Source organism: Planctomyces sp. SH-PL14 (assembly GCF_001610835.1).
Classification (GTDB): domain Bacteria; phylum Planctomycetota; class Planctomycetia; order Planctomycetales; family Planctomycetaceae; genus Planctomyces_A.
In genome coordinates, this window is the sequence record NZ_CP011270.1 from 7,320,727 (window position 1) to 7,344,924 (window position 24,198).

Below are 24,198 nucleotides of genomic sequence, written 5' to 3' on the forward strand. Positions count from 1 at the left end.
CATGGTGTTCCTGATCGCCCCCCAAACAATGGCGTGCAGAAGCCTGCGAGCGCGGGACTATAGGGAATCGGCGGAATCTGCCTCAAGACGAGTTTTCAGTCAGCTTGGGAAAAGCTCGTCTTGGCGCCGCTTTCAACGTGCCCACGTCACGCGGGCTGCGGCTCCAGGACCGCGTGACCCCCGCGGACGAGCCGCCGCGTCATGAGCGTTTCGAAGATCAGCAGCGCGAGAAGGCTCAGGAGCAGGAGCCACCACATCTCGTTCCGCGAAGTCCGGTCGACCGCCTTGGCCGAGAGGTCCGCGGGCTTGGCGGCGAACTGCACGCGGCCGTCCTTCCCCAGGAACTCGCGATCCGTCGCCGCCAGGCCGGTCAGGTCCGACTCCGCCCGGTCGCTGTGGACGACGAACACTTCCTCGGCTGCGTTCGGTCCTTCGGGATGGAGCCGGTAGACGCCGGGCAAGGTGGTCGCCGGAGATCGGGCGACCCGCTCAGGCCCCTTGCCGACGACCTCGACGGAGAGCGGCTTTCCGTCCGGCCCGTCGATGGCGAGCTGGTCGGGCCAGTCCGCCGGGATCGGCGTTGTCAGCGGGACGCCGACATCGACGTTGCGGCCGGTCCGCGACGCGGCGACCGCGAAGACCATCTCGTGCAGGAACGGGACAAAGTCGTTCCGGCCGATCAGCGTCCCCCAGTCCCCGTCGAGCGGACCGGCGAACTGCAGGACGACCCCCTTGCCGACGTTCCGGCCCAACACGAACGGGTCGCCGTTGTCGAGTTTCATCACCGTGTAGGGAGCGGGGGACGAGGCCTCCTGCTCGGCCGCAACCGCCATCGGCTTCAGTTCCCACCAGCGGCTGAAGCGGGCCTCCCACAAGTCGATCCCCTTCTCCGACTTCCGGAACCGCTGCAGCCAGGGGGCCTCGAGGTTGTCGCTGTCGACGCGGGCGGGCCCCAGGCCGAGCTGTTCCGCGACGCGGGACTTGCCGAGCGTCGCGGGGAGCCACTGGCCTGCCGGCGTGGCCGCCAGCTTGTTGAAGGCGGCCGTGTCGACCTGGTCACCGGGGGCGAGGATCAGGCCGTTCCCCTGGGCGACGTAGTCGTGGAGCGCCGTGAGCTGGGCGTCCGAGAGCTGCGCCACGTTCATGAGGAACACGCACCGCTGCCCTTCCAGCGACTTCGACGTGAAGTCCCGGGCTGCGATTGTCGTCGGGACGACCCAGGCGGACTTCCCGACCGCCAGGAACGCCATCCGGACGAAGAACGATTCGCTCCGCGGCGGATCGAGCGACGGGGCTCCGTCGACGATCAGGACCGGCACCCCCGGCGAGACGACGACCGCCGCATCCGACCGGTCGTCTCCCGGGAGATGGTCGCCGTCGAGCGTCACGCTCAGGACGTGCGATCCCGCCACGGGGAACGTGTGCTCGAACACGACGTTCGCTTCCCCGTTCGGAGGAAGATTGACCGCGAGTGTCTTCTCCTTGAGCCGCTGCCCGTTGACCTCCAGGTAGACCTGCCGGCGGGTCTGCGTCCCGCCGGACTGGTGGACCGTCGTGGCGATCTTGATTGGGAACCCCGGGACCGTCATCTCCCGCGACAGCTCCAGACGGTCGACCGCGTAGTTCACCCGCTCGCGGACGTCTTCGCCGACGAGATCGACCATCCAGACGGCGGCGTTGATGTCCGCCTGCTTCCGCAGGTCGTCGAACCGCGTCCACTGGAAGACGTCATCCACCTTCCACGGCAGCCGCTGCGAGTCCGTCAGGATCACCACCTCCCGCGAGACGTTGTTCGTCGTGGAGAGAATCTGCATGGCGCGGGCGGCCGCAGCGGGGAGATTCGAGGTCCCCGAAGGGGGGGCAATCTCGGCGAGCCGCTTCTGAACGAACGAGCGGTCCGTCGAGGCGAAGTCGACCAGCGGACGGACCTGCTCCCGGGCGTCCAGCAGGGCCACGGTGTCCTGCGGCTTGAGCGTCTCCAGCGTTCGGTGGATCCACTGGACGCCGGCCGCATGGGGCGTCTGGTCCTTCCCCTCCCAGCCCATGCTGTAGGAGCCGTCGAGGATGAAGACGAGGTCCCGCGAGACGGTGGGGGGCGTCGAGAACAGCCCCCGCTCGAAGGGCCGCGAGAGGGCGTAGACCAGGATGGCGATGACCGCCATCCGCAGGAGCAGGAGGAGCAGTTCTTCGAGGCGGACGCGGCGGCGGGTCTTCTTGCGGAGCTGCAGGAACTGCATCGCCCCCCATTTGACGACGTCGAACTTCCGCCGGCTCAGCAGGTGGGCGATGACCGGCAGCGAAAGGGCCAGGAGCCCCCAGAGCATCGCCGGATTGAGAACGCCGATTTCCAAGAGGGACCTGCGGTTGTCGCCACCGAGCTATGACACCAATGAGCTGTCCGGTCTCCTGCCCCCGTCCCGGTCCCGCGCCCTAGGCGGTCGGATGATACAGGAGCCGCCCGCACGAGCTGCAGAAGACGAGCGCGTGATCCTGGATGATCATCTGCTGCTGCGAGGTGAGCGAGACGTAGCAGGCGTTGCACATTCCGCGGTCGGTGCTTGCCAGGGCGTCCGCCCCATGGGCCTCGACGAGGCGGCGGTACCGGTCGAGGATCGTGAGAGGAATCTCCTTCTCGGCCTCGGCCACCTGTCCCAGGAGTCCTGCTTCCTGCTGCTTGAGGTCGTTGGACTTGCTGGCGAACTCCGCCGCGACGCGGTCCCGCTCCTGTTCCGCCTTCACCCGCTTGGCCTTCACCTCGACGATTTCCTGCTGGATCTTGTCGACCCGGTCGAGGAGTTCCAGCACCTCATCCTGGAGGACGCTGTTGGCGGCGTTGTCCGCTGCGATCTGGCCCCGCAGGATGTCGTATTCCTTGTTGTTCGACGCCTCGTTGAGCTTGCGGTCGAGGTCTTTGAGCTTGGCCTCGTTCGTTTTGAGGTCGAGGTTCTTGCGGTCGACCGCGGCCCGGGCCTGCTTGAGCTCGTCTTCCTTGGCCTGCCGCTCGGCATCGACCTGGGCCATCACGTTCTCGCGGGCCTTGACCTGACGCGGTCCGCGGTTGAGCTGATCTTGGACTTCCTTGAGGGCCAGCTGCAGCCGATGCAGTTTTGTCAGATCGAGTTTCGCCGAAGCCATGCAGTCCCGCTCCCCCACTTCCAGTCCGCCGACTCCCACACCGGTCCGTCGGGCGAGCCGAAAATCCGTCACTCCTTCACAGCATAACGGAGTCGGATGTGGTTGTCGCCCCGCCGGTCTTTGGTGGGAGCCGATGGGATTGTGTTCGCTGGATGGCGAGGTACGGGTTGGCTCGAACCGCGTCCTGGCCGGTGCAGCTTCCATAGCTCAAACCCAATGTGCCACGGCAGCCGGGGTCAAGGGGGTAACCCCTTGCCGCCGGAGGCACTCCTGTGAGGAACCTTGGTAAACAACGGATGTCCCCTTTGTGGTACCGGCTATGAGGACTCCCTCACAGCACACCGCTGGCTTTGCAATCCCCGTGGGTTGGTGAGGGGGGCATACGGCACGGTGTCCGCGCTTGGACACGTCCTCCTTCAGACATCTCTCGACGAGAGGGCCTCCGGCGGGCAAGAGGGCGTTGCCCCCTTGCATCCCCCACCAGGGTCCCCCTGGACCCGGTAGGGCCGATTTGGCGACCGCCAATCGGCGAATCCCCCCGAACCGACGTTCGCTTCCCGGCGTCGACAGTAGGGCGGATGCATTCCGCTTCTCCCCCTCCCCTTCCCTTCCCCAGAGCATCACGACGCTTGGCGTTCCCCGCGGCGTGTGATAGAGACAGTCTCATGCAAGGCACTCCCAAACCCGCTCGTGCGATCACGGTTCCCGATTTCGTCAAAGCGAAGGCCGAGGGGCGACGGCTCTCGGTCCTGACCGCCTACGACCACCTCTGGGCCTCGATCCTCGACGAAGCCGGCATCGACGCGATCCTGGTCGGGGACACACTCGGGATGGTCGTTCAGGGGCGGAGCAGCACGCTCCCCGTGACGCTCGACCAGATGATCTACCACGGCGAGATGGTGGCCCGCGCGGCCAAGCGGGCCCTCGTGATCGTCGACCTCCCGTTCATGTCCTACCAGGTCAGCCCGCGGCAGGCGGTGAAGAACGCCGGGCGGATCCTCAAGGAGACCGGTGCGTCGTCGGTGAAGCTCGAAGGGGGCGAAGGACAGGCCGAAACCATCGCCGCCCTGGCGAAAGTCGACATCCCCGTCATGGCCCACATCGGCATGCGTCCGCAGTCGGTGCGAAAGTACGGCCGGATGTCCGCCATCCAGCGGGACGCCGACCAGCTTCTCAAGGACGCTAAAGCCGCGGCCGACGCCGGGGCGTTCTCGATCGTCCTCGAACTGATCCCGCAGGACGCCGCCAAGGCGATCACCGAAGCGGTGGCGATCCCGACGATCGGCATCGGCGCCGGACCGCACTGCGACGGCCAGGTGCTCGTGACGCCCGACATGATGGGCCTGACGGGGTTCAAACCGAAGTTCCTGAAAGCCTACGCCGACCTCCGGGCGGCGATCACGGACGCGACGCGGGCCTATGCCGAAGATGTCCGCGAAGGCCGCTTCCCGGATGAGTCGCACGCACACAAATAGCGACTAAGCCTCGGCGTCGGGGGCGAAACCGCCCGATTCGTTGTGTTGTCGAGAAAAGGTCAGTGCTCCCCGAAACGCTGCCAGACAAACGCTAGCGCCTCGTCATAGGTCTGACAGAACTTTTCCACACGAAGCTCCGATGCCAGGCACTCGAACGTCTTCTCGTTCAGCGTGACAATAAAGTGCCTCATCGAATGGTCTTTCGCCCATTCCCAGTCCATCTGTCGGGCGCCCCAAATGCGGCGCGCAGACGCCAGCTTCCGCGACGCCATTTCCGCGACCCAAGGTGAATCGACGACTTCTAGAAAAGAGCTTCCGCAGTCGGCGATCCCATGAGCATAGAGTGGATGTTCTTGGAGGCCTTCATCATTGGGATAGCCAAAGCTGGACGCCGAACAATCTTTGCATAGGAGGACCGCGACCCCTAAATTTGTGAGGAACCCTCTTTCTCCCACTTCTTTCGACCTGGCAGCGAATAGCAGGTACGTTTCCAGGTAATCCTGAATTAAAACTTCGCCAGAACCGGAAGGAGATGGTTCACAGCCGACATCCACCGATTGAACGCGAGTTATCATCGCTTTCACTCCTTCACGTCGTCCACCGGCATCCCCAGCTGCCGCATTTTGCGATAGAGGTTCGACCGGTGCAGACCCAGGGTCTTGGCCGCTTCGGTCATGTTCCCCTGGACCCGCTTTACCGACCGGCGGATGTACTCCTGCTGGAACCGATCCGTCGCCTCGGCCAGACCTAAACCGTCCGCCATGTCGTGGAACGAGTCCCGTTCGGGGCTGAGGATGAAGGCGAGGTCGTCCGCCTCGACCTTGTCGCCGGCGCACAGGAAGGCGACCCGCTCCATCAGGTTTCGCAGCTCGCGGACGTTCCCCGGCCACGTGTGGGCCTGGAGACGCTTGCGGGCTTCGGCGGACATCCCCAGCGGGCGGCGGTTAGCCTGCCGGCAGAACCGCGTGAGGAAGTGTTCGGCCAGCGGGATCACGTCCTCCGGCCGGTCGCGGAGGGCCGGGATCTCGACCGTCACGACGCTGAGCCGGTAATAGAGGTCCTGCCGGAACTTCTTCTGGCGGACGAGCTCGGCGAGGTTCGCGTTCGTCGCCGCGATGATTCGGACGTTCACCGGAATCGGGACGGTCCCGCCGACGCGGGTGATGATCTTCTGCTCGAGAACTCGCAGCAGCTTCGCCTGCCCGCCGACGCTCATGTCCCCGATCTCGTCGAGAAACAGCGTCCCCCCCTGGGCCAGCTCGAATTTTCCGACGTGCGTGGCGTGGGCGTCGGTGAACGCCCCCCGCTCGTGGCCGAAGAGCTCGCTTTCGAGGAGCGTCTCCGTCAGGGCCGCGCAGTTGACCGCGATAAAGGGGTGCGAGCTCCGCGGGCCGCGGTAGTGCAGCGACTGGGCCGCCACGTCCTTGCCGGTCCCGCTCTCGCCGAGGACGAGGACCGGAAGATCCGTCGCCGCCAGCCGCTCGATCGTCCCCCGCATGGCGGCGATCGCCGGGCTTTCCCCGATGATCGAAGTCCCCCCCGTGAGCTGCTCGGTGAGCTGGCGGTTGCTGCGGATGAGCTGGTCCCGCTCCTGGGCGTTCTCGACCGCGACCGCGACCTGGATTCCGAGTTGCTGCAGGCTCTCCTCGTCGTCGGGGGTGAAGGGGCCCGAGAGCTTGTTGATGAGCTCGAAGGCCCCGATCCGCTGGCCGGAGGCGTTGACGAGCGGAACGCAGAGCAGGTTCCGCGTCCGGTAGCCGGTCGACTTGTCGACGCTGGGGTCGAACCGCTTGTCCGAATACGCCTCGTCGACGCGGATGATCTTCCCGGTCTGGACGACGTCCCCCACGATCCCCTTGTTGTCGGCAATCCAGAGTTTCCCCCCCTCGACGCCGAGGGCCGGGCAGGCGACGAGGTGCTTCATCTCCCGGTCCCAGAGGAAAATGCTGGCCCGGTCCGAGTTGTGGAGCCGCGTCGCCTCCGAGGCGATCCGTTCGAGGAGCGCCTGGGTCTCCCGCTCCGAAGCGAGCGTCCCGGCCATTTCGAGGATCTTCCGCAGCCGCCCGAGCCGCCGATCGGTCGCTTCGAGGGAGGCGACGCTCGAAAGGGTGGTCGCCAGCAGCCGGCCGATGACGAGAGCGTCAGGGAGTTGGTTTTCGGAGAGGCTGGCTCCCGAGAGGACGAGAACGGGGCGATCCTGCGACGCGATCGGGACGACGATCATCGGCGAGGCGATCCCGCCCCCCGCCGGGGCGGCGGCGGCGCTCTCCCGGTCCTGCACCTCATCGAGGAGTTGGCCAGGGAGCGAGACCGACCCGGCGATTCCGTGTTCCGCGACGAGCTTCCACTGCTGGTCGATCCGGCGGACGAGCGCCGTCCAGTTGACGGAGAAGTAGGCTCCCAGCTCCGGCAGCGCCTGGCCCAGATAGCCGGGAACCGTCGTGGCGGCGACCGCGAGCGACGCCAATCTGTCGCACAATTGAGCGAGCGAAGAGCCGGGATTGGAACGGTGCAGCCACGGGTGCTCGTTCCACTTCATCCATCGAGTCGACATGATGCGATATCCAACTGACCAGGCATTTGTGACGTTTGTGCCTGATTGATGGCGCTCATGGTACTGGGATGTCGCGATTTCTCCAGTTGCGATAAAGGTTTCACGTCCCGGCGACGTCAGTTCGGCCGTGCGGGGGCCGCAGGGTTTGCCTGGATTGCCAAATTGGCTCGCGAGCAGCCCGCCAGTGAGACGGGTGCTTTGGCTGGATGGTGGTCGGTCAACGACGGACGGGATGGTTCGAGCCGCGTCTTGGCCGGCGCGATTCCCATAGCTCAAACCCAACGTGCTACGGCAGCCTGGGGTCAAGGGGGCCACGTCCCCTTGCCGCCGGAGGCATTTTCGATGGGGAACCGTGGTAAGCAACGGACGTCCCCTTTGTGGTACGAGCGTTGAGGACTCCCTCCAACCACACCGCTGGCCTTGCAATCCCCGCGGGTTGGTGAGGGGGCATACGACACGGTGTCCGCGTTTGGAAACTCACTCCTTCAGACATCTCTCGACGAGAGGGCCTCCGGCGGGCAAGGGGCATTCTGCCCCCTGCACCCCCTGACCAGGGTGCCCCTGGACCCGGTATGACCGTATTGGACGACCACCAATCGGCGAATGCCCCGGGAGCTACTCCCGGAAGATCATGGCTGCGAGAAGCATCGCGAAGCCGAAACCGTAGATCCACACGTAGATTGTGTTCGTCGCCATCTGCAGGCCGAAGGCCACGGCGAGCACCGCTAGCGCAGCGCCGTACCGGGCCCAGACGGGCAGGTCGGTGAACCAATCCATGCGCGGATCCTCTGGCCAGGACGCGGGAGGAGAATGGATTACGGCAGGGCCGTCTTCCCCATCAGATAACGGTCGCACTCGCGGGCGGCCTCGCGGCCTTCGTTGATCGCCCAGACGATCAGGCTCTGGCCGCGGCGGCAGTCCCCGGCGGCAAAGACGCCGGGGATGTTCGTAGCGTACTTGCCGTAGTCCGCCTTGAAGTTCGACCGCGGGTCTTTTTCGAGGCCGAGCTGCTCGGCGATGATCTGCTCCGGACCGCGGAAACCGAGGGCCAGGAAGCACAGGTCGGCCGGCCACTCCTGCTCCGATCCGGGGACCGGCGAAAACGGAGCGCCATTGGCGGGCTTCGACCAGTCGAGCCGGACGGTCTTGATCGCCTTGAGGTTCCCGGCTCCGTCGCCCAGGAACTCAGTCGTCTGGATCGAGTACTCCCGCGGATCCCCCTTCAGGGTCTTGCCGGGCATGGCGTCGTAGTCGAACTGGGCCGCCGCCTCGGTGTGGCCGTAGTCGGGCTTGTAGACCCGCGGCCACTGCGGCCAGGGATTGTTCGCGGCCCGGGTCTTCGGCGGCTGCGGGACGACCTCGAAATTGACGAGGCTCTGGCAGCCGTGGCGGAGCGACGTCCCGAGACAGTCGTTCCCCGTGTCCCCCCCGCCGATGACGATGACGTGCTTCCCCTTGGCAGAGAGGTATTTTCCGTCTTCCAGGTTCGAGTCGAGGAGGCTCTTCGTGTTGGCGTGCAGGAACTCCATCGCGAAATGGATCCCCTTCAGCTGCCGTCCGGGAGTCTTGCCGAAGAAGTCGTTCGGAGCGGTCGATCCGACCGCCAGGACGACGGCGTCGAACTGCGCCATCAGGTCCTTGGCCGGAAGGTCCTTGCCGATTTCCGTGTTGACGACGAACTTCACCCCTTCATCGCGAAGGAGGTTCACCCGCCGCTCGACGATCGGCTTTTCGAGCTTCATGTTCGGGATGCCGTACATCAGGAGCCCCCCGATGCGGTCGGCCCGCTCGTAGACGGTCACCTCGTGCCCGGCGCTGTTGAGCTGCGCCGCCGCGGCCAGTCCAGCCGGGCCGGAGCCGACAACGGCGACCTTCTTCCCGGTCCGCGACTTCGGTGGAACCGGGACGATCCAGCCCTCGTCGAACGCGCGGTCCACGATCGACCGTTCGATCGTTTTGATGGCGACCGGCGGCTCGTGGATGCCGAGCGTGCAGGAGCCTTCGCACGGCGCCGGGCAGACCCGTCCCGTGAACTCGGGGAAGTTGTTCGTCTTGTGGAGACGGTCGATCGCCTCGCGCCACAGGTTGTGGTAGACGAGGTCGTTCCATTCCGGAATCAGGTTGTGGAGCGGACAGCCCGCCGCCATCCCGGCCATCAGGTCGCCGGTGTGGCAGAACGGGATCCCGCAGTCCATGCAGCGGGCCCCCTGCTTCTTGAGATCGTCGTTCGAGAGCGGCTCGGCGAACTCGTTCCAGTTGAGGATGCGGAGCTCGGGCCCCCGCTCGTCGGCGGTCTTGCGGGCGTATTCCTTGAATCCGGTCGGCTTACCCATGGCGGCAGTTTTCAGTCGTCAGTGTTCTGTGGTCGGTTTCGCTCGGTGGCCTGACACCGCTTCCGCTCCCTGGGAGGGGAGCCGGAAGCCGGTGCCGCTTCATGATCCACGGGAAGATTCGCGTCGGGTCTACCGCGCTGCCGGGGCCTCTTCGCCCGCGGCTTCGGCTTCCGCCGCCGCCTTGAGCTCGGTCAGGGCCCGCTTGTAGTCGCGAGGCATCACCTGGACGAACTGCGGCAGACAGGTGTCCCAGTTTTCGAGGATGTGCTTCGCGACCGTCGAGGCGGTGTAGTTCTGGTGGTTCTCGATGATCTCCTTGAGCTCCATGACGTCGTCGGCGTCCTCCACCGGCTCCAGGTCCACCAGCTCCAGGTTGCAGTTCTCGCGGAAGACGTCCTTGTCCGGCGCCCAGACGTAGGCGACCCCGCCCGACATCCCGGCGGCGAAGTTCCGGCCGGTCGGTCCGAGGATGACCGCCTTGCCGCCGGTCATGTACTCGAGGCCGTGGTCCCCCACCCCTTCGGCGACGGCGGTCGCTCCGGAGTTCCGCACGCAGAACCGCTCGGCGGCCCGGCCGCGGAAATAGGCTTCCCCTTCGGTCGCCCCGTAGAGGGCGACGTTGCCGATCAGGATCTGATCCTCCGGCTTGAAGGTGACGCCGTCCGGCGGGTAGACGATCAGCTTGCCGCCGGAGAGTCCCTTGCCGCAGAAGTCATTGGCGTCGCCGATGACTTCCACCGTGACCCCCTTGGCTCCCCAGGCCAGGACCGACTGGCCGGCCGAGCCGCGGGCGCGGATCCGGATCGTGTCTTCCGGCAGACCCTGCGGTCCCCACTTCTTCGAGACTTCGTGGCTCAAGGTCGTGGCGAATGCCCGGTCGATGTTCTGGATGTTGACGTCGAGGATGATCGGCTCGGCCTTGTCGATCGACTCGCGGCACTGCGGAATCAGGATCGTCTGGTCGAGCGTCTGCTCCAGGCCGTGCTTCTGCTTGATCTGGCAGTAGGTGCCGACGTTGGCGTGCGGCTTCTTCGCCAGGGTCAGGATCGGCGAGAGGTCGAGGTGCTTCGCCTTCCAGTGGCTCGTGGCGGCGTCCCACTCCAGGGCGTCGACGCGGCCGACCATCTCGTCGATCGTGCGGAAGCCGAGCGACGCCATGATCTCGCGGGCCTCTTCGGCCACCATGAACAGGTAGTTGATGACGTGTTCCGGCTGGCCGCTGAACTTGGCCCGGAGTTCCGGGTCCTGAGTCGCGATCCCGACGGGGCACGTGTTGAGATGGCACTTCCGCATCATGATGCACCCCAGCGTGATCAGGGGTGCGGTCGCGAAGCCGAACTCCTCGGCTCCGAGCATGCAGGCGATCACCATGTCGCGGCCCGTCTTGAGCTGGCCGTCCGTCTCCAGCCGGACCCGGCTGCGGAGGTCGTTCATGACGAGGGTCTGGTGGGTCTCGGCGATCCCGAGCTCCCACGGCAGGCCGGCGTGCTTGATGCTCGTCAGCGGCGAGGCTCCCGTTCCGCCGGAGTCGCCGGAGATCAGGATCTTGTCGGCGTGCCCCTTGGCGACGCCGGCCGCGATCGTTCCGACCCCGACTTCGGACACGAGCTTCACGCTGACGCGGGCGCTCGGGTTCGTGTTCTTGAGGTCGAAGATCAGCTGCGACAGGTCTTCGATCGAGTAGATGTCGTGGTGCGGCGGCGGGCTGATGAGGCCCACGCCGGGGGTCGAGTGCCGGGTCGCGGCGATCGTCTTGTCGACCTTGTGACCGGGGAGCTCTCCCCCTTCGCCAGGCTTCGCCCCCTGCGAGATCTTGATCTGAATCTCGTCGGCGTTCGTGAGATACCACGACGTCACCCCGAACCGTCCGCTGGCGACCTGCTTAATGGCGGACCGCTTGGAGTAGACGTTCTTGTGGGTGTCGCCGTTGAGCTGGTACTTCTCGACGAGCTTGGCGATCGACTCGTGCCGTTCCTGCGGCAGCTCGAGCGGGACGAAGCGTTCGTAGTCCTCGCCCCCTTCGCCGGTGTTGCTCCGGCCCTGGAGGACGTTGAGGGCGATCGCCATCGTCTCGTGGGCTTCCTTGGAGATCGAGCCGTAGCTCATCGCCCCGGTGCAGAACCGCTTGACGATCTCGCGGGCCGGTTCGACCTCCTCGATCGGGACCGCCTTGCCGGGCTTGAACTTGAGCAGGCCGCGGAGCGTTCCCTCCTTGTGGGTCTGCTCGTTGACGAGCTTGGCGAACCGCGTGTAGGCGGTCTTGTCGCCGCTGCGGGCGGCGGCCTGGAGCTCGGCGATGGTGAACGGGTTCCACATGTGCTTCTCGCCGCCGTGCCGCCAGTGGACGTTGCCGTAGTTCGGCAGCACGGGGAGCCGCTCCGTCTCGGTCCGGCTCGGATAGCCGACTTCGTGGCGGAGGATGGTCTCTTCGGCGATGACCTCGAAGCCGATCCCCTTGATCCGGCTGGCGGTCCCGCGGAAGGCCATGTTGATGACGTCGGCCGAGATCCCGACCGCTTCGAAGATCTGGGCTCCCTTGTAGCTGGCGAGCGTGGAGATCCCCATCTTCCCCATCACCTTGAGCATCCCCTTGCGGATCGCTTCGCGGTAGGTGGCGACGATCTTCTGCTCGGTGAAGTTCTCCTTGAGCTCGCCGTGGTCCTTGGCGTCGCGGATCGCTTCAAACGCGAGGTACGGGTTGATGGCGTCCGCCCCGAAGCCCGCCAGGAGGCAGAACTGGTGGACGTCGCGGGCATCGGCGGTCTCGACGACGAGGCCGATCCTGGTCCGGAGTTCCTTCCGGACGAGGTGCTGGTGCACCGCTCCGGCGGCGAGGAGGGCGGGGATCCCGACCCGGTCCGGTCCACTGGCGCGGTCGCTGAGAACAACGATCTCATAGTCGTCGGCAATCGCCTGCTCGGCGGCGGCGCAGACCGCCTCGAGGGCCGGACGCATTCCGGCGGGGCCGGCGCTCTTCGGCCACGTGATGTCGATCGTCTTCGTCGTCCAGCCGCGGTAGCCCTGCAGCGACTTGATCGCCGAGGTCTCCTCGTCGGTCAGGATCGGGTGCGGGACGCGGAGGCGGTGGCTCTGCTCGGGGGTCGTCTCGAGGAGGTTCCCTTCGGGGCCGATGTAGCACTCCAGCGACATGATGACTTCCTCGCGGATCGAGTCGATCGCGGGGTTCGTCACCTGGGCGAAGAGCTGCTTGAAGTAGTCGTACAGCATCCGCGGCTGGTCGCTGAGGCAGGCGAGCGCCGTGTCGTCCCCCATCGAATTGATGGGGTCCTTCTTGGAGTTCAGCATCGGGATAAGCATGAACTGCAGCGTCTCGGTGCTGTAGCCGAACGCCTGCATCTGCTGGAGGAGCTCCTCGCCGCGGATGTGCGGCACGGCGGGGCCGGCCGGGAGCTCGCTGAGCTCGAGCCGCTGCGTCTTGAGCCAGTCCCCGTACGGCCGGCGCTGGCAGACGTCCTTCTTGAGCTCCTCGTCGCCGATGATCCGGCCCTGCTGGAAGTCCACGAGGAACATCTTGCCGGGCTGGAGGCGGCCCTTCAGCTTGACCGTCGCGGGGTCGATGTCGAGCACGCCGACTTCGCTCGCCATGATGACGCGGTCATCGTGCGTGACATAGTAGCGGCTCGGCCGCAGGCCGTTCCGGTCGAGGACCGCGCCGATGAAATGGCCGTCCGTGAACGAGATCGAGGCGGGGCCGTCCCACGGCTCGATCAGGGCGGAGTGATACTCATAGAAAGCCCGCTTGTACTCGGGCATGTCGTGGTGTTCCTGCCACGCTTCCGGGACCATCATCATGACCGCTTCGGGGAGCGAGCGGCCCGACTGGTAGATCATTTCCAGGGCGTTGTCGAAGTTCCCGGAGTCGGAGCAGTGGGGCTCGCAGACCGGGAAGAGGGCCTTGATGTCGTCGCCGAAGTGCGGCGACTGCATCATCCCCTGGCGGGCGTAGGTCCAGTTGGCGTTCCCCTTGACGGTGTTGATTTCGCCGTTGTGGGCGATCAGCCGCTGCGGGTGGGCCCGGTCCCAGCTCGGGAAGGTGTTCGTCGAGAACCGGCTGTGGACCATCGCCAGATGGCTGACGTACTCCGGATCGCGGAGGTCCGGGTAGTACTTGATGACCTGTTCCGGCGTCAGCATCCCCTTGTAGACGAGGACCTTGGACGAGAGCGTGCAGACGTAGAAGGCGAGCGCGGACTTGGCGCTCCCTTCGCGGATGGCGTGGCTCGCCCGCTTGCGGATCACGAACAGCTGCCGCTCGAAGGTCTCCTGATCGATACCGGCGGCCGCTCCGACGATCAGCATCTCCATCGCCGGCTCGGCGGCCCGGGCCGACGGACCGATGTCGGCCCCGTCCGGATCCTGCGGCACCGTCCGCCAGCCGATGAGCGTCTGGCCCTGAGCGGCGATGATGTCCCCCACCGTCTTCTTGAACTGGTTCCGCTCGGAGTCGTTCTTCGGCAGGAACACCAGCCCCGCGCCGTACTGGCCGGCGGGAGGGAGATCCCTGTTGAGGTCGCGGCGGACGACCTTGCGGAGGAAGGCGTCCGGCAGGGCGGTCAGGATCCCGGCGCCGTCGCCGGTGTTCTCTTCGCAGCCGCACGCACCGCGGTGCGTCATGTGCCGCAGGATCCGCTCCGCGTCTTCGATGATCTGCCGCGACGCCGCCCCCTTGATATGGGCGACAAAGCCGACGCCGCAGGAGTCGTGCTCCTGCTCGTTGGAGTACAGCCCGAATTGCTTCGGGAGGCCATCGGCGGTCAGTTCGATTTCGTGACGATTCATGATGAGACTCGATCGACAGGCTCCGGCGAAGGTCCGCCGGACATTGAGCTGAAAGAGAGGTTCCGGACCGCGCCATCGCGGTTCAGACTCTCGCGTCATTCGAAAAGTTCAGTGAGGGGGAACGAAAAACCGGGAAGTTGCTCGGGAAACGTCAGGAGGTCTCCTCCGCGAAGGACCACGGAGGGTTTCCGGTCGTAGTACAGGTGGACCGCCTCGTCCTCGAAGTCGACGACACAGACGACCTCGACTCCGGCGGAGAGGTACTCGCCCCCTTTGCGCAGGACATCCGCCCAGCGATCCGTCGGGGAGAGAATTTCGATCACGATCTCGGGGGCGACTTCCAGGTACTCGTCGGCCGGGAGGGGCCCCTTGGGGACCTTGGCATAACTGATGTAAGCCAGGTCCGGTCCGCGGACCGTGTCCGGGTCGCGGCTGGTGACGAAGCCGGCGTCGTTGGCGACGACGTGCCCCAGTCCCTGCGTTTCCGCGAACGTCCCCAGCCGTCGGTCGATCCGGCTGCAGAGCTGGCCGTGTCGAGGACGAGGGATGTTCATTTCGAGGATCTCTCCGCGCACGAGCTCCGTGCGACGGCCGTCTTCCGGCAGTCGGGCGTACTCTTCGGCAGTCAGGAGTTGTGCAACGGTAGGCACGACGCGTCTCACACTGGCGTCCGCATCCTCGAATCACGCATTCCGTCGAGAGAGCTTTGCGGTGAGCTCCGTCGACCCCCGGAGCGTCTGTTCCGCTCCGCTTCAGTGGACCGATTTGGCCTTTGCGGCGACCGATTCCCCGGCGCCGACGTTCTCTTTCAACAGGGCCACAAACTTTTCCGCCGCTGCCGGGAGGTGCTTGTGTCGTTTCTGCACGATCCCGAGAGGGCGTTTCAGATCGGCATCCTGCAGCCGGACGGCATGCAGCGAGCCGATCTCCAGTTCGCGGCGGATCGTCGGCAGCGGCAGCAGCGCCACCCCCGCTCCGATCTCGACCGCTCGCTTGATGTTCTCCACGTTGTCGAACTGGTGGGTCACCTTGACCGGGACGTTCTTCCGCTTCAGGAGGCGATCGACTTCCTTCCGGATCTTGAGGTCCGTCGTGAAGGCCACGAACTCCTGTCCGCGGATCACGTCGAGCGTCGCCTTGTCATGGACCGCCAGGGCCGTCCCGGGCTTGACCACCAGGACCATCTCCTGGTCGACCCAGGGGATGACGGTGATGTCGTCCCCGCCGGTGGGGTACGACACGATCCCCAGGTCCGCTTCATCCCGGCGGACCCGGGCGTACACCTCGTCCGGGTGGACGTAATCGAGCCGGACATCCACGTCCGGAAACGCCTCCTCAAACCGCCGCACGTACTCCGCCATCTGCAGGAGGCCGACGGAGTAGATCGACGCAACTCGAACTCGCCCAACGACTTTATCTCCGAGTCGGCGGACGGCGTCTTCGATCGATCGATAGGTGTCGAGGAGGTCCCGGCACTTCTCGAAATACAACTGGCCCGCCGGCGTCAGTTCCGGCGGGCGAACGGTGCGATCGAACAGCGAAACTCCAAGGTGCTCTTCGAGTTGCTGAATAATCTGGGTGGCGGCGGGCTGGGAAATTTTCCGCATCTCCGCCGCTTTGGAAAAACTGCGGCAGGCAACGATGTCGCAAAAGAGCTCAACGTTGCGGAGGTGCATGATTGGTTAATTTGATGGGAAGACCGACGCTCGATAAGCGGCAGTCTACGAGGGTCCCCCGTCATCGTCAAGGAATTGCCAATCTGGCCAACAGGTTTGCCGGAAAACCCGGCACGTGGGGTTCATTCGGAGAGGGTGAGCGGCACGGTCGTCCCGACTGCGCTCATCGCCCGAATCCGATTCTCATGGCGGACGAGCTGGCCGCAGGCGGCCTCGATATCCCCTCCCAGGGAATACCGCGTGGTGGTCTTGTACCCGGCGGACTTGAGGACGTTGGCAAACGCCTCCCGCGTTTCCGGCGGGCTGCCGACCAGTTCCGGGGCTTCGTCGATCGGGTTGTAGGGAATCAGGTTCACGTGAACCTGAAGACCGCGGAGCCACTCCGCCAGCTCCCGCGCGTCCTCGAGGGAGTCGTTGACGCCGCCGAGGAGCAGGTATTCGATCATGACCGTCGCGCCGAACCGATCGTTCAGTCCGCGGATCGTCTCCCGCAGTTCCGGCAGGGGATAGCGCCGCCCGACCGGGATCAGCCGCTCGCGGACTTCGGTCCGGACGCTGTGCAGGCTCAGGGCGAGGTTTACCTTCGGAAACCGTTCGGCCAGCCGCCGCATCCCGTCGGCGATGCCGACCGTGGAGACGATGATCTTCGACGGCGGATGGTGGAAGAAGTCGGCCGAGGTCAGCCGCTCGATCGCTGTGACGAGTTCCATCTCGTTGTGCAGCGGCTCTCCCATCCCCATGAAGACGAGGTTGCGGATCGTCGCGCCCTCCCCTTCCCCGGCGACGATCTGACTCGCCTGGAGGAACTGGTCGAGGATCTCGGCGGCTGACAGGTTTCGCGCGATTCCCATCTTTCCGGTGGCGCAGAACGAGCACGCCGCCGCGCAGCCGATCTGGCTCGAGACGCAAAGGGTCGTCCGTCCCGTCCCGATCCGGAGGATCACCGACTCGATCAGCATCCCGGTCGATGTCTGGAACAGCAGTTTGGTCGCGCCGTCGATCGCGGAATCGACGCGGCGGAAGAGCGTCAGCGGATGGACCCGGAGCCGGTCCCCGCCGGGGAACTCATGGAGGACTTCTGAAGTGGGACGGAATTTCTTGAAGAGCCCCTTGCGGAACGCCTTCACCTCCATCGGGTCAAGCCGCAGCGCGCGGCGGAGCCGCTCCACCCCTTCCACATCGTAAACACACGTCGACTCCGGCATCCCGGCATTCTAACCCTCGTGCAACCCGACATGTAGCAGCGGCGGCGAAGTGGGCCGGGCCGGCCGCTTGACTCCGCGAGGTTCGCCCGCCAAGGTCGGCGGCCTGTCCACAGGAGCCTCGCATGAACTTCGCTCGTTCTGCCTCCGTTCTCTTTGGCCGCCTCACCGGCCTGGTGCTCGTCCTGGCCCTCTCGTTGGTCGCAACGGCCGCGGACCGCCGGCCCAATATAGTCTTCGTGCTGACCGATGATCAGCGGTCGGACTGCCTGGGATGTGCCGGCCATCCGCATCTGAAGACTCCTTCGATCGACCGTATCGCGAACGAAGGAGTCCGGTTCGCGAACGCCTTCTGCACGACATCCCTCTGCAGCCCCAGCCGGGCCAGTATCCTGAGCGGGCTCTATGCCCACTCTCACGGCGTCACGAACAACTTCACGGAGTACCCCACCCGGCTCGAGAGTTTTCCGAAGCGGCTGCAGGACGAGGGGTACGCCACCGCCTACATCGGCAAGTGGCACATGGGAGAGGAGAACGACGGGAAGCGGCCCGGCTTCGACTTCTTCGCGACCCATCGGGGCCAGGGCAAATACTTCGACACCGAGTTCAACGTCGATGGAAAACGCGAGGTCCTGAAGGGCTACTACACGAGCCGCGTGACCGATCTGGCGCTCGAATGGCTGGAGAAGCAGAGCCGTGAAAAGCCGTTCCTGCTGATGCTGGGGCACAAGGCCCCGCACAGCTTCTACTTCCCGGAGGCGAAGTACGAGCACGTCTTCGACGACATCCGGTTCCCCTACCCCGCGAGCGCCTTCCACCTGGCGGACAAGCCCGACTGGATCACGACCCGCCTCAACACGTGGCACGGGATCTACGGTCCGCTCTTCGACTATCGGAAGAAGTTCCCGGACTCGTCCCCGGAGGCGGTCGTCCATTTCGAGCAGATGACCCGTTCCTATCTGGGGACGATCCTCTCGGTCGATGACAGCGTGGGGCGGCTCGACGGCTGGCTGCGGAAGAAAGGCCTCCTGGACAACACGATCTTCGTCTACATGGCGGACAACGGCCTGCTGAGCGGCGAGCACGGAATGGTCGACAAGCGGACGATGCACGAGCCGAGCATCCGGATTCCGCTCATCGTGCGGGCTCCCGGCCGGCTCCCGAGGGGGAGGGTCGAAACCGCTCAGGTCCTGACGCTCGACGTCGCCCCCAGCCTGCTGGAGCTGTGCGGAGCAAAGCCGCTGGACAAGATCCACGGCCGGTCGTGGGTGAGGCTGGCCAACGAGGGAGACCAGGCGTGGCGCCGCGCCTGGTACTACGAATACAACTACGAGAAGCAGTTTCCCTACACGCCGAACGTCCGGGGGATCCGGACCGACCGCTGGAAGTACATCCACTACCCGCATGGCGACGGTACGCCGGACCGCCACAAGGCGGAGCTCTACGACCTGGCTGCCGATCCGGGCGAAGACAAGAACCTCATTGACGACCCGGCGTCCAGCGACGTTCGGGAGCAGTTGTCGAAGGACCTCGCCCGCCTCATCCGGGAGGCGGGGGCCGATCCGGACACGATGCCGGTCGACGCCGGGATCAAGGCGGAGCTTCCCGATCTCAAGATCCGGTAGCGGCGGTCTCTTGAACGCCTGTGACGAGGACCGTCCTTACGGCGGCGGGGCTGCCGCCGGCGGGTTGGCCGGGGCTCCGGGAGGTGAGCCGGGCGCACCAGGAGGCGAGCCAGGGGCGCCGGGAGGCGAAGCCGGAGCGCCGGGGGGCGAACCGGGAACGCCAGGCGCCGGACCGGTGGGGATTGTCGGAGGGGCGCCCACCGGCACAGTCGGCACCCCGTCTGCCGAGATCGGGGGCGTCGGGAACGGGGAGCCGGGAGGGAATCCCGCGGTCGGATCCAGTCCCGGGCTGGAGAAGCCGGGGCCCGGCAGGCCCGGCGAGGGAAAACCGCCCATCCCCCCGCCACCCATTCCGGCGGCCGCCGCGCTGGCGAGTTCCTTGGCGTCGGTCACGATCGAGCCGGCGAAGGTGACCTGGGTCGAGACGGTCGCGCCCGTGGCGACGACCGTTCCTCCTTCGACGCCCCGCACGATCTGGTCGACGATTTTTCCGGCGGGGCCGGCTGCCGCCGGGGCGGCGAGCGTCAGCATTGTCGCCTGGCCCTTGAGGAAGCCGACGTTGGTCTTGAGTTCGGACAGCTCGGTCTGATGGGCCGTCACGGAGTTCTTGGCGGTGCTCGAGGCGTTGTAGCGGACGTCCTGGCGGACGGTGATGTTGTCCTTGATCAGCAGGCCCCAGGACGCACCCGTCACGAGATTGGCCTCGGTCGCCTTGCGGGCCTTGTCGGCACCGGACTCTTCGAAGAACTCCATCCCCAGCTGCGTCCGAAAGACGCTCAGGTCCTGGGGGCCGAAGGCGAGGACAACCTGCTGCGACAGATCGACGAACCGGTAGCGGGACCGCGCCGGCGCGGCCCCCTTGGAGTCAATGGCGGCCTTCAACTCCGCCTCGGGAGCGATCAGGACCGTGTTCTCCGCGGGACTACAGAAGCCGAGCACTTTTCCGGAGTTCTGGGCGGTCAGATAGTCCTGGCCGTTGTGGTTCGCCGACGTCGGGGGGACCGGCAGGGCCGCCTTGATCTTGTCCATGCTGACCGGGGCCTTGGTCTTGACCACGGCGACAAACCGGTCGACCTGCGGCGGACGGTACCCGATCGGGCCGTTCGGCTTCTGAATGCCGTTGATCGCCCCGACCGCCCCGACCGTCACGGACTCGATATCGGTCAGCGCCAGGCCGACCGTCTTGGTCATCGTTTCCATCCCCTCCTTGAACTTCGGATCGCTGAGGAGCGGCGCGACGACGGGAGCGGAGAGGAGGTTGGCCACCTGCACATGGATGACGGTGTCGGTCTCCGCCGGGAGATAGCTGGCGATGCCGCCCGCCCCGCCCGGGAGCATGGAGAACAGGGCATAACCTCCCCCGCCGATGACCCCGATGCCGACCAGGACGACGAGCACCGTCAGGAGCATCCCGCCGACGTTCGAGTCTTCCCCCTTCTTCTTCCGCTTCGGCTTCGCCACCTTGCCGCTCCCTTTGGCGGAGCCCTTCTTCGTCGCCACGGGCGCTTCGTCTTCCTCCTCTTCGCCCGGAGCGCGGTAGTCGTCCATCGGCAGGTCGCCGAAGAGGTCCACGTCGTCGCCGTCTCCCGCGGCCGCCTTGGCGACGAACGGCTTCTTGCACTTCGGGCAGCCGATCTTCTTCCCGAGTGCCGCCGACGACTTGAGCTTCAGCTTCGCGCCGCAATGCGAACAGGAGACCTGCACCGGCTCGACCATGATGCCATTCCTGAAAGGAAACCGTCCGAAGGGAAACCGACAGAGAGGACGCCGTAGCCCGCGGCACCCGACATTGCACTCGGGGGGCGGGCAAAGTTCAACAACGGACCGACGGCGGCCCGCGGATTTGCGGACTCGCGCGGCGTGGCCGGCACGTCCCCTACAGTCGCGGAGCGGCGGGCTTGAGCGGCGGCTGCCAGGAGGGGGCTCCCTGGACCTTGACCTTCCGCTTGAACACCTTGTCTCCGCAGGTGGCGTAGATCGTGTCCATCTGCGGTCCGCCGAAGGTGAGATTGGAGACCTTGCCGTTCGGCGTCGGGATGATGCAGTTCACCCGTCCCGCCTGGTCGCAGACCTGCAGGCCCATCCGGGTCGCCACGTAGAGGCGGCCGTCCTTGTCGACCCGCATCCCATCCGCGCCGCTGTCGTCGTCGCGGTCATGGACGTGCAGGTGGTAGTACTTCTGCTTGTCCTTGAGCGATCCATCCGCCTGGATCTGGTAGCTGTAGACCCAGTGCGACCGGCTGTCGGCGACGTAGAGCAGGCTCTGGTCGGGCGAGGTCGTCAGGCCGTTCGAGAACTTGAGTCCCTTGTCGACGACCGTCTTCTCCCCCTTGGGGCTGATGTGCCAGACCTGGCTGGGGGACTTTCCGTCCCAACCGGGATTCGTGACGTAGACGGAGCCGTTGTTGAGGACCACGAGGTCATTCCCCTTGAAGCCCTCCGCCACGACGCGGGACTTCCCCGCTTCGTCGTAGGCCAGGATCTTTTCGGGCTCGCCGGCGACGGCATAGAGCTGGCCGTCGGGCCCCATGTTCTGGCCGTCGCCGCGCTGCGTTGCCTCGATGAAGACGGAGACCTGGCCATCGAGGCCGACCTTCCAGGTCTTGCTCGCGCCGACGTCGTTGTAGAAGACCTCCCCTTTGGCGTTGGTGCACGGTCCTTCGGTGAACTTGTAGCCCTCGCCGACGAGCTGCCACTCCTCGCCCGGGATCAGGATCTCCTGGAGCTGCTTCGAGCCGGGGCCGGCGGCAACCGGCTTCGGCCAGTCCTTCCAGAGCCACTTCATCGCCTCGGGAAAGACCTTCGTGGCGTGCTCACCGTTGTGTCCCCCGTCGCCCCAGACATGGTCGACGTCATAGCCGGCGAAGACGAGCGACCGCTCCATCTCCTGGTTCGCCATCCACCAGTCGCCGCCATAGATATTGAGATCGTTGCTGCCGTCCTGGAGGAAGACGCGGATCGGCTTCGGCTCGAACTTGCGGACGAGCGTGGGGTATTCGTTTCCGCCGCGAAGGCCGACGTAGGTTCCGATCGAGCTGAAGACCCGCTGGAAGGCGTCCGGGCGTTCCCAGGCGACGGTCCAGGCGCAGATCGCTCCGCTGCTCGATCCGCCGATCGCCCGGTCGTTGCCGTTCTTCGAAAGGCGAATCGCCCGGCCGTCGGTCGTGGTCTGCTTTTCGACTTCGGGGAGCAGTTCCTCGAGGAGGAAGCGGGCGTAGTTGTCTCCGAGCCCGTCGTACTCATAGCTGCGGTTGAAGCGGTCGAGCGACTCCGCCTTCGTGGCTTTGACCCGTCCGTGCATGACGAAGACGCCGATTGTGACCGGCATTTCCTTGGCGGCGATCAGGCGGTCGAAGACTTCGGGGGCCTTGTACTGGATGCCGTCCTGGTTGACGTAGACGCAGGCGGGCTGGTCCGCGGTGTACTGCTTGGGAACGTAGATCCAGTATTTGCGGGTCGTGCCGGGGAAGATCTTGCTGGCGTTGAACTCGAACTCGCGGACTTCTCCTTTGGGGATGTCGTCGGCTCGGGAGAGGCCGCTGAGGTTCAGTGAGAAGGCGACCGCGAGCGCGAAGGCGATTCGGAGCATGGAGATCCCGGCGCGAGGAGAGCAATCAAGAAAGTCTGATGGGAACTGCCGGAAGATAGGTCGCGGTTCTGGAACTCGCCAGCGTCTTTGCCGGACGGGCTCCCATAGCTCAAACCCAACGTGCCACGGCAGCCGGGGTCAAGGGGGCAACCCCTTGCCGCCGGAGGCGCTTCCATGAGGACCCGTGGTGCACAACGGATGTCCCCTTTGTGGTACCGGCGTTGAGGACTCCCTCACATCACACCGCCTGCGATGCAATCCCCGCGGGTTGGTGAGGGGGCATCCGACACCATGTCCGCGTCTGGACACGCCCTCCTTCAGACATCTCTCGACCGCCAGGCCTCCGGCGGGCAAGAGGGCGTCGCCCCCTTGCATCCCCCACCAGGGTGCCCCTGGACCCAGAAAAGAACGGAGCCAGCGTCAGGCGAGCGATTCCGTCGCCTGCCACACGACCTCCCGCCAATCCGTCGACGCAATCCGGGACTTCCACTTCGGCGCCACAAACACCCGAACCCGCTTCACATACTCGTCAAACTGCGTCCGCGCCAAAGCATCCACCACCGGCGACACAATCCGCAGCGGCCGGTACACGTTCTCCTTCGGGAAATAGACGTCAATTGCCATCTCGATTTCCCGGTGCGGCGGCGGCGCATCAATCAGCACGTCCACCGCTTCAACTTTGGCCCCCCAGCTCTGCGAAAGCCGTTCCGCAACCCGTCCCGACAGGGCCACCAGCTCAGTGAACGGCCGCCGGGCGACGCGCCGGTAAACATCCTCCGCCTGGTAATGGCTGAACTCCGCCGCACGCTTGTAGATCTCCCGCCGCGGCCCAAAGATCCCCCCGAACAGCGGCTCCGCCGGATGACCCGCCGCAGCCCGGCACAGATGATCGATCATCCGCTCCTCGGTCATCCCCAGCAGTTCGCTCAGATCGAGCTGCCGGTAGATCTCGTAAAACCCCCGCGCGAACATGCTCGTCGCGGCCCGGACGGCATGATGCCAGTAGACCTCGCTGAACATCACGTACCGGGCAAAGACCATCAGCTCCGAGGCGGTCTTCCCCTTCGACGTGATCGCCAGCCCATCCCCCGCCTCGTTGAGCACCAGCGACTGAATCAGCCGCTGCTTGTCAAAATTGCGGCCGTACGGAACCCCACAGTGCTGGCTGTCCCGATCGAGGTAATCCATCTTGTCGATGTCGATCGGTCCCGACAGGATCGACCGCAACAGCCGCAGCTCGGGACTGTCGGTCCGCTTCACCAGGACATCCAGGACTTCCGCGGGCTCGATGTGCCACTCCCGCCGGAGCACGGCCGCCAGTTCGCCGTCGTCCGCCAGAAAACGCCGCGCGTGACTCTCGTGCGGCGGCATCCCCGCCAGGTGCATGTCCTCGATCGGATGGCAGAACGGCCAATGCCCCAGGTCGTGCAGGAGTGCCGCGGCGATCAGGACTTCCGCCGCGTGCGGCGTCACCAGCTCGCAGAATCGCGGGTCGTGACGCAACTGCTGGATGTACCGGAGGGCGTTGTGATAAACCCCCAGGGCATGCTCGAACCGCGTATGCCGCGCCCCGGGATAGACCCGGTGCACCAGCCCCAGCTGGGTGACGTGGTTCAGTCGCTGGAACTCCGCGCAGTCGATCAGCGACCGGACGCGGGGAGTGACCGGAACGTTCTGCTCCACGGGGATCCGCAGCAGCTGCCGGCCCGCTTCCAGCTCAACGAGTTCCGGAATTGTCATGAGGTCTCGCATCGCTGCGGACCCTATCAGGGACATGTTCGTTTGTCCATTGTTTCGGGGCTCCCTCGT

15 protein-coding genes are annotated in these 24,198 nt (G+C 65.7%); 2 read left to right on the forward strand and 13 right to left on the reverse strand.

Annotated features, from left to right (window positions below):
- Positions 1–146 precede the first annotated feature (146 nt).
- Entirely contained in the window at positions 147–2,351 is a 2,205-nt protein-coding gene (locus tag VT03_RS28250; protein WP_075096106.1) for a vWA domain-containing protein, read from the reverse strand.
- Between the two features lie 79 nt (positions 2,352–2,430).
- Positions 2,431–3,135, reverse strand: coding sequence for a zinc ribbon domain-containing protein (locus VT03_RS28255; protein WP_156514817.1), 705 nt, complete (start codon positions 3,133–3,135; stop codon positions 2,431–2,433).
- Between the two features lie 665 nt (positions 3,136–3,800).
- Between VT03_RS28255 and panB the strand changes: the two genes are divergently transcribed.
- Positions 3,801–4,610, forward strand: coding sequence for a 3-methyl-2-oxobutanoate hydroxymethyltransferase (gene panB / locus VT03_RS28260; protein WP_075096108.1), 810 nt, complete (start codon positions 3,801–3,803; stop codon positions 4,608–4,610).
- 59 nt (positions 4,611–4,669) lie between these two features.
- Here the strand turns inward: panB and VT03_RS33855 are convergent, their stop codons facing one another.
- From VT03_RS33855 to rlmN, 8 genes are all read right to left on the reverse strand, one after another.
- Complete coding sequence (locus VT03_RS33855) at positions 4,670–5,194, reverse strand: hypothetical protein (RefSeq protein WP_156514818.1); 525 nt, start codon at positions 5,192–5,194, stop codon at positions 4,670–4,672.
- Complete coding sequence (locus VT03_RS28270; RefSeq protein WP_075096110.1) at positions 5,191–7,164, reverse strand: sigma-54-dependent Fis family transcriptional regulator; 1,974 nt, start codon at positions 7,162–7,164, stop codon at positions 5,191–5,193. Before VT03_RS28270 ends, VT03_RS33855 begins: the two co-directional genes overlap by 4 nt.
- A 615-nt stretch (positions 7,165–7,779) precedes the next feature.
- Entirely contained in the window at positions 7,780–7,941 is a 162-nt protein-coding gene (locus tag VT03_RS33860) for a hypothetical protein (RefSeq protein ID WP_156514819.1), read from the reverse strand.
- Between the two features lie 38 nt (positions 7,942–7,979).
- A complete protein-coding gene (locus tag VT03_RS28275) occupies positions 7,980–9,497 on the reverse strand; it encodes a glutamate synthase subunit beta (RefSeq protein WP_075096111.1) in 1,518 nt (505 codons plus the stop codon).
- A 129-nt stretch (positions 9,498–9,626) separates the two neighbouring features.
- The gene (locus VT03_RS28280) at positions 9,627–14,297 is read right to left on the reverse strand and encodes a glutamate synthase-related protein (RefSeq protein WP_075097338.1); all 4,671 of its coding nucleotides are present in this window, start codon (positions 14,295–14,297) and stop codon (positions 9,627–9,629) included.
- Positions 14,298–14,392: 95 nt separating this feature from the next.
- A complete protein-coding gene (locus tag VT03_RS28285; RefSeq protein ID WP_197489106.1) occupies positions 14,393–14,947 on the reverse strand; it encodes a Uma2 family endonuclease in 555 nt (184 codons plus the stop codon).
- Between the two features lie 102 nt (positions 14,948–15,049).
- Positions 15,050–15,973: a LysR family transcriptional regulator gene (locus tag VT03_RS28290; protein WP_075096113.1), complete on the reverse strand. Its 924-nt coding sequence runs from the start codon at positions 15,971–15,973 to the stop codon at positions 15,050–15,052.
- A 122-nt stretch (positions 15,974–16,095) separates the two neighbouring features.
- Positions 16,096–17,178: a 23S rRNA (adenine(2503)-C(2))-methyltransferase RlmN gene (gene rlmN / locus VT03_RS28295; RefSeq protein WP_075096114.1), complete on the reverse strand. Its 1,083-nt coding sequence runs from the start codon at positions 17,176–17,178 to the stop codon at positions 16,096–16,098.
- 122 nt (positions 17,179–17,300) lie between these two features.
- Here rlmN and VT03_RS28300 point away from each other — a divergent pair, with 122 nt between their 5' ends.
- Positions 17,301–18,800: a sulfatase gene (locus tag VT03_RS28300; RefSeq protein ID WP_075096115.1), complete on the forward strand. Its 1,500-nt coding sequence runs from the start codon at positions 17,301–17,303 to the stop codon at positions 18,798–18,800.
- Between the two features lie 36 nt (positions 18,801–18,836).
- Here VT03_RS28300 and VT03_RS28305 read toward each other — a convergent pair whose 3' ends face one another.
- From VT03_RS28305 to VT03_RS28315, 3 genes are all read right to left on the reverse strand, one after another.
- The gene (locus tag VT03_RS28305; protein ID WP_075096116.1) at positions 18,837–20,516 is read right to left on the reverse strand and encodes a hypothetical protein; all 1,680 of its coding nucleotides are present in this window, start codon (positions 20,514–20,516) and stop codon (positions 18,837–18,839) included.
- A gap of 160 nt (positions 20,517–20,676) precedes the next feature.
- Positions 20,677–22,389 carry an SMP-30/gluconolactonase/LRE family protein gene (locus tag VT03_RS28310; RefSeq protein WP_082846598.1) on the reverse strand — a complete coding sequence of 571 codons (1,713 nt, stop codon included), beginning with the start codon at positions 22,387–22,389 and terminating at the stop codon, positions 20,677–20,679.
- A 420-nt stretch (positions 22,390–22,809) separates the two neighbouring features.
- On the reverse strand, positions 22,810–24,129 hold the full coding sequence (locus VT03_RS28315; protein ID WP_231870540.1) for an HD domain-containing protein: 1,320 nt from the start codon (positions 24,127–24,129) through the stop codon (positions 22,810–22,812).
- Between the last annotated feature and the right edge of the window lie 69 nt (positions 24,130–24,198).

Excerpts from the sequence above, each read along its gene's own strand:
- VT03_RS28255 (WP_156514817.1), bottom strand. The coding sequence starts at position 3,135 with ATGGCTTCGGCGAAACTCGATCTGACAAAACTGCATCGGCTGCAGCTG.
- panB (WP_075096108.1), top strand. The coding sequence starts at position 3,801 with ATGCAAGGCACTCCCAAACCCGCTCGTGCGATCACGGTTCCCGATTTC.
- VT03_RS28270 (WP_075096110.1), bottom strand. The coding sequence starts at position 7,164 with ATGTCGACTCGATGGATGAAGTGGAACGAGCACCCGTGGCTGCACCGT.
- VT03_RS33860 (WP_156514819.1), bottom strand. The coding sequence starts at position 7,941 with ATGGATTGGTTCACCGACCTGCCCGTCTGGGCCCGGTACGGCGCTGCG.
- VT03_RS28275 (WP_075096111.1), bottom strand. The coding sequence starts at position 9,497 with ATGGGTAAGCCGACCGGATTCAAGGAATACGCCCGCAAGACCGCCGAC.
- VT03_RS28280 (WP_075097338.1), bottom strand. The coding sequence starts at position 14,297 with ATGAATCGTCACGAAATCGAACTGACCGCCGATGGCCTCCCGAAGCAA.
- VT03_RS28290 (WP_075096113.1), bottom strand. The coding sequence starts at position 15,973 with ATGCACCTCCGCAACGTTGAGCTCTTTTGCGACATCGTTGCCTGCCGC.
- rlmN (WP_075096114.1), bottom strand. The coding sequence starts at position 17,178 with ATGCCGGAGTCGACGTGTGTTTACGATGTGGAAGGGGTGGAGCGGCTC.
- VT03_RS28300 (WP_075096115.1), top strand. The coding sequence starts at position 17,301 with ATGAACTTCGCTCGTTCTGCCTCCGTTCTCTTTGGCCGCCTCACCGGC.
- VT03_RS28305 (WP_075096116.1), bottom strand. The coding sequence starts at position 20,516 with ATGGTCGAGCCGGTGCAGGTCTCCTGTTCGCATTGCGGCGCGAAGCTG.
- VT03_RS28310 (WP_082846598.1), bottom strand. The coding sequence starts at position 22,389 with ATGCTCCGAATCGCCTTCGCGCTCGCGGTCGCCTTCTCACTGAACCTC.
- VT03_RS28315 (WP_231870540.1), bottom strand. The coding sequence starts at position 24,129 with ATGACAATTCCGGAACTCGTTGAGCTGGAAGCGGGCCGGCAGCTGCTG.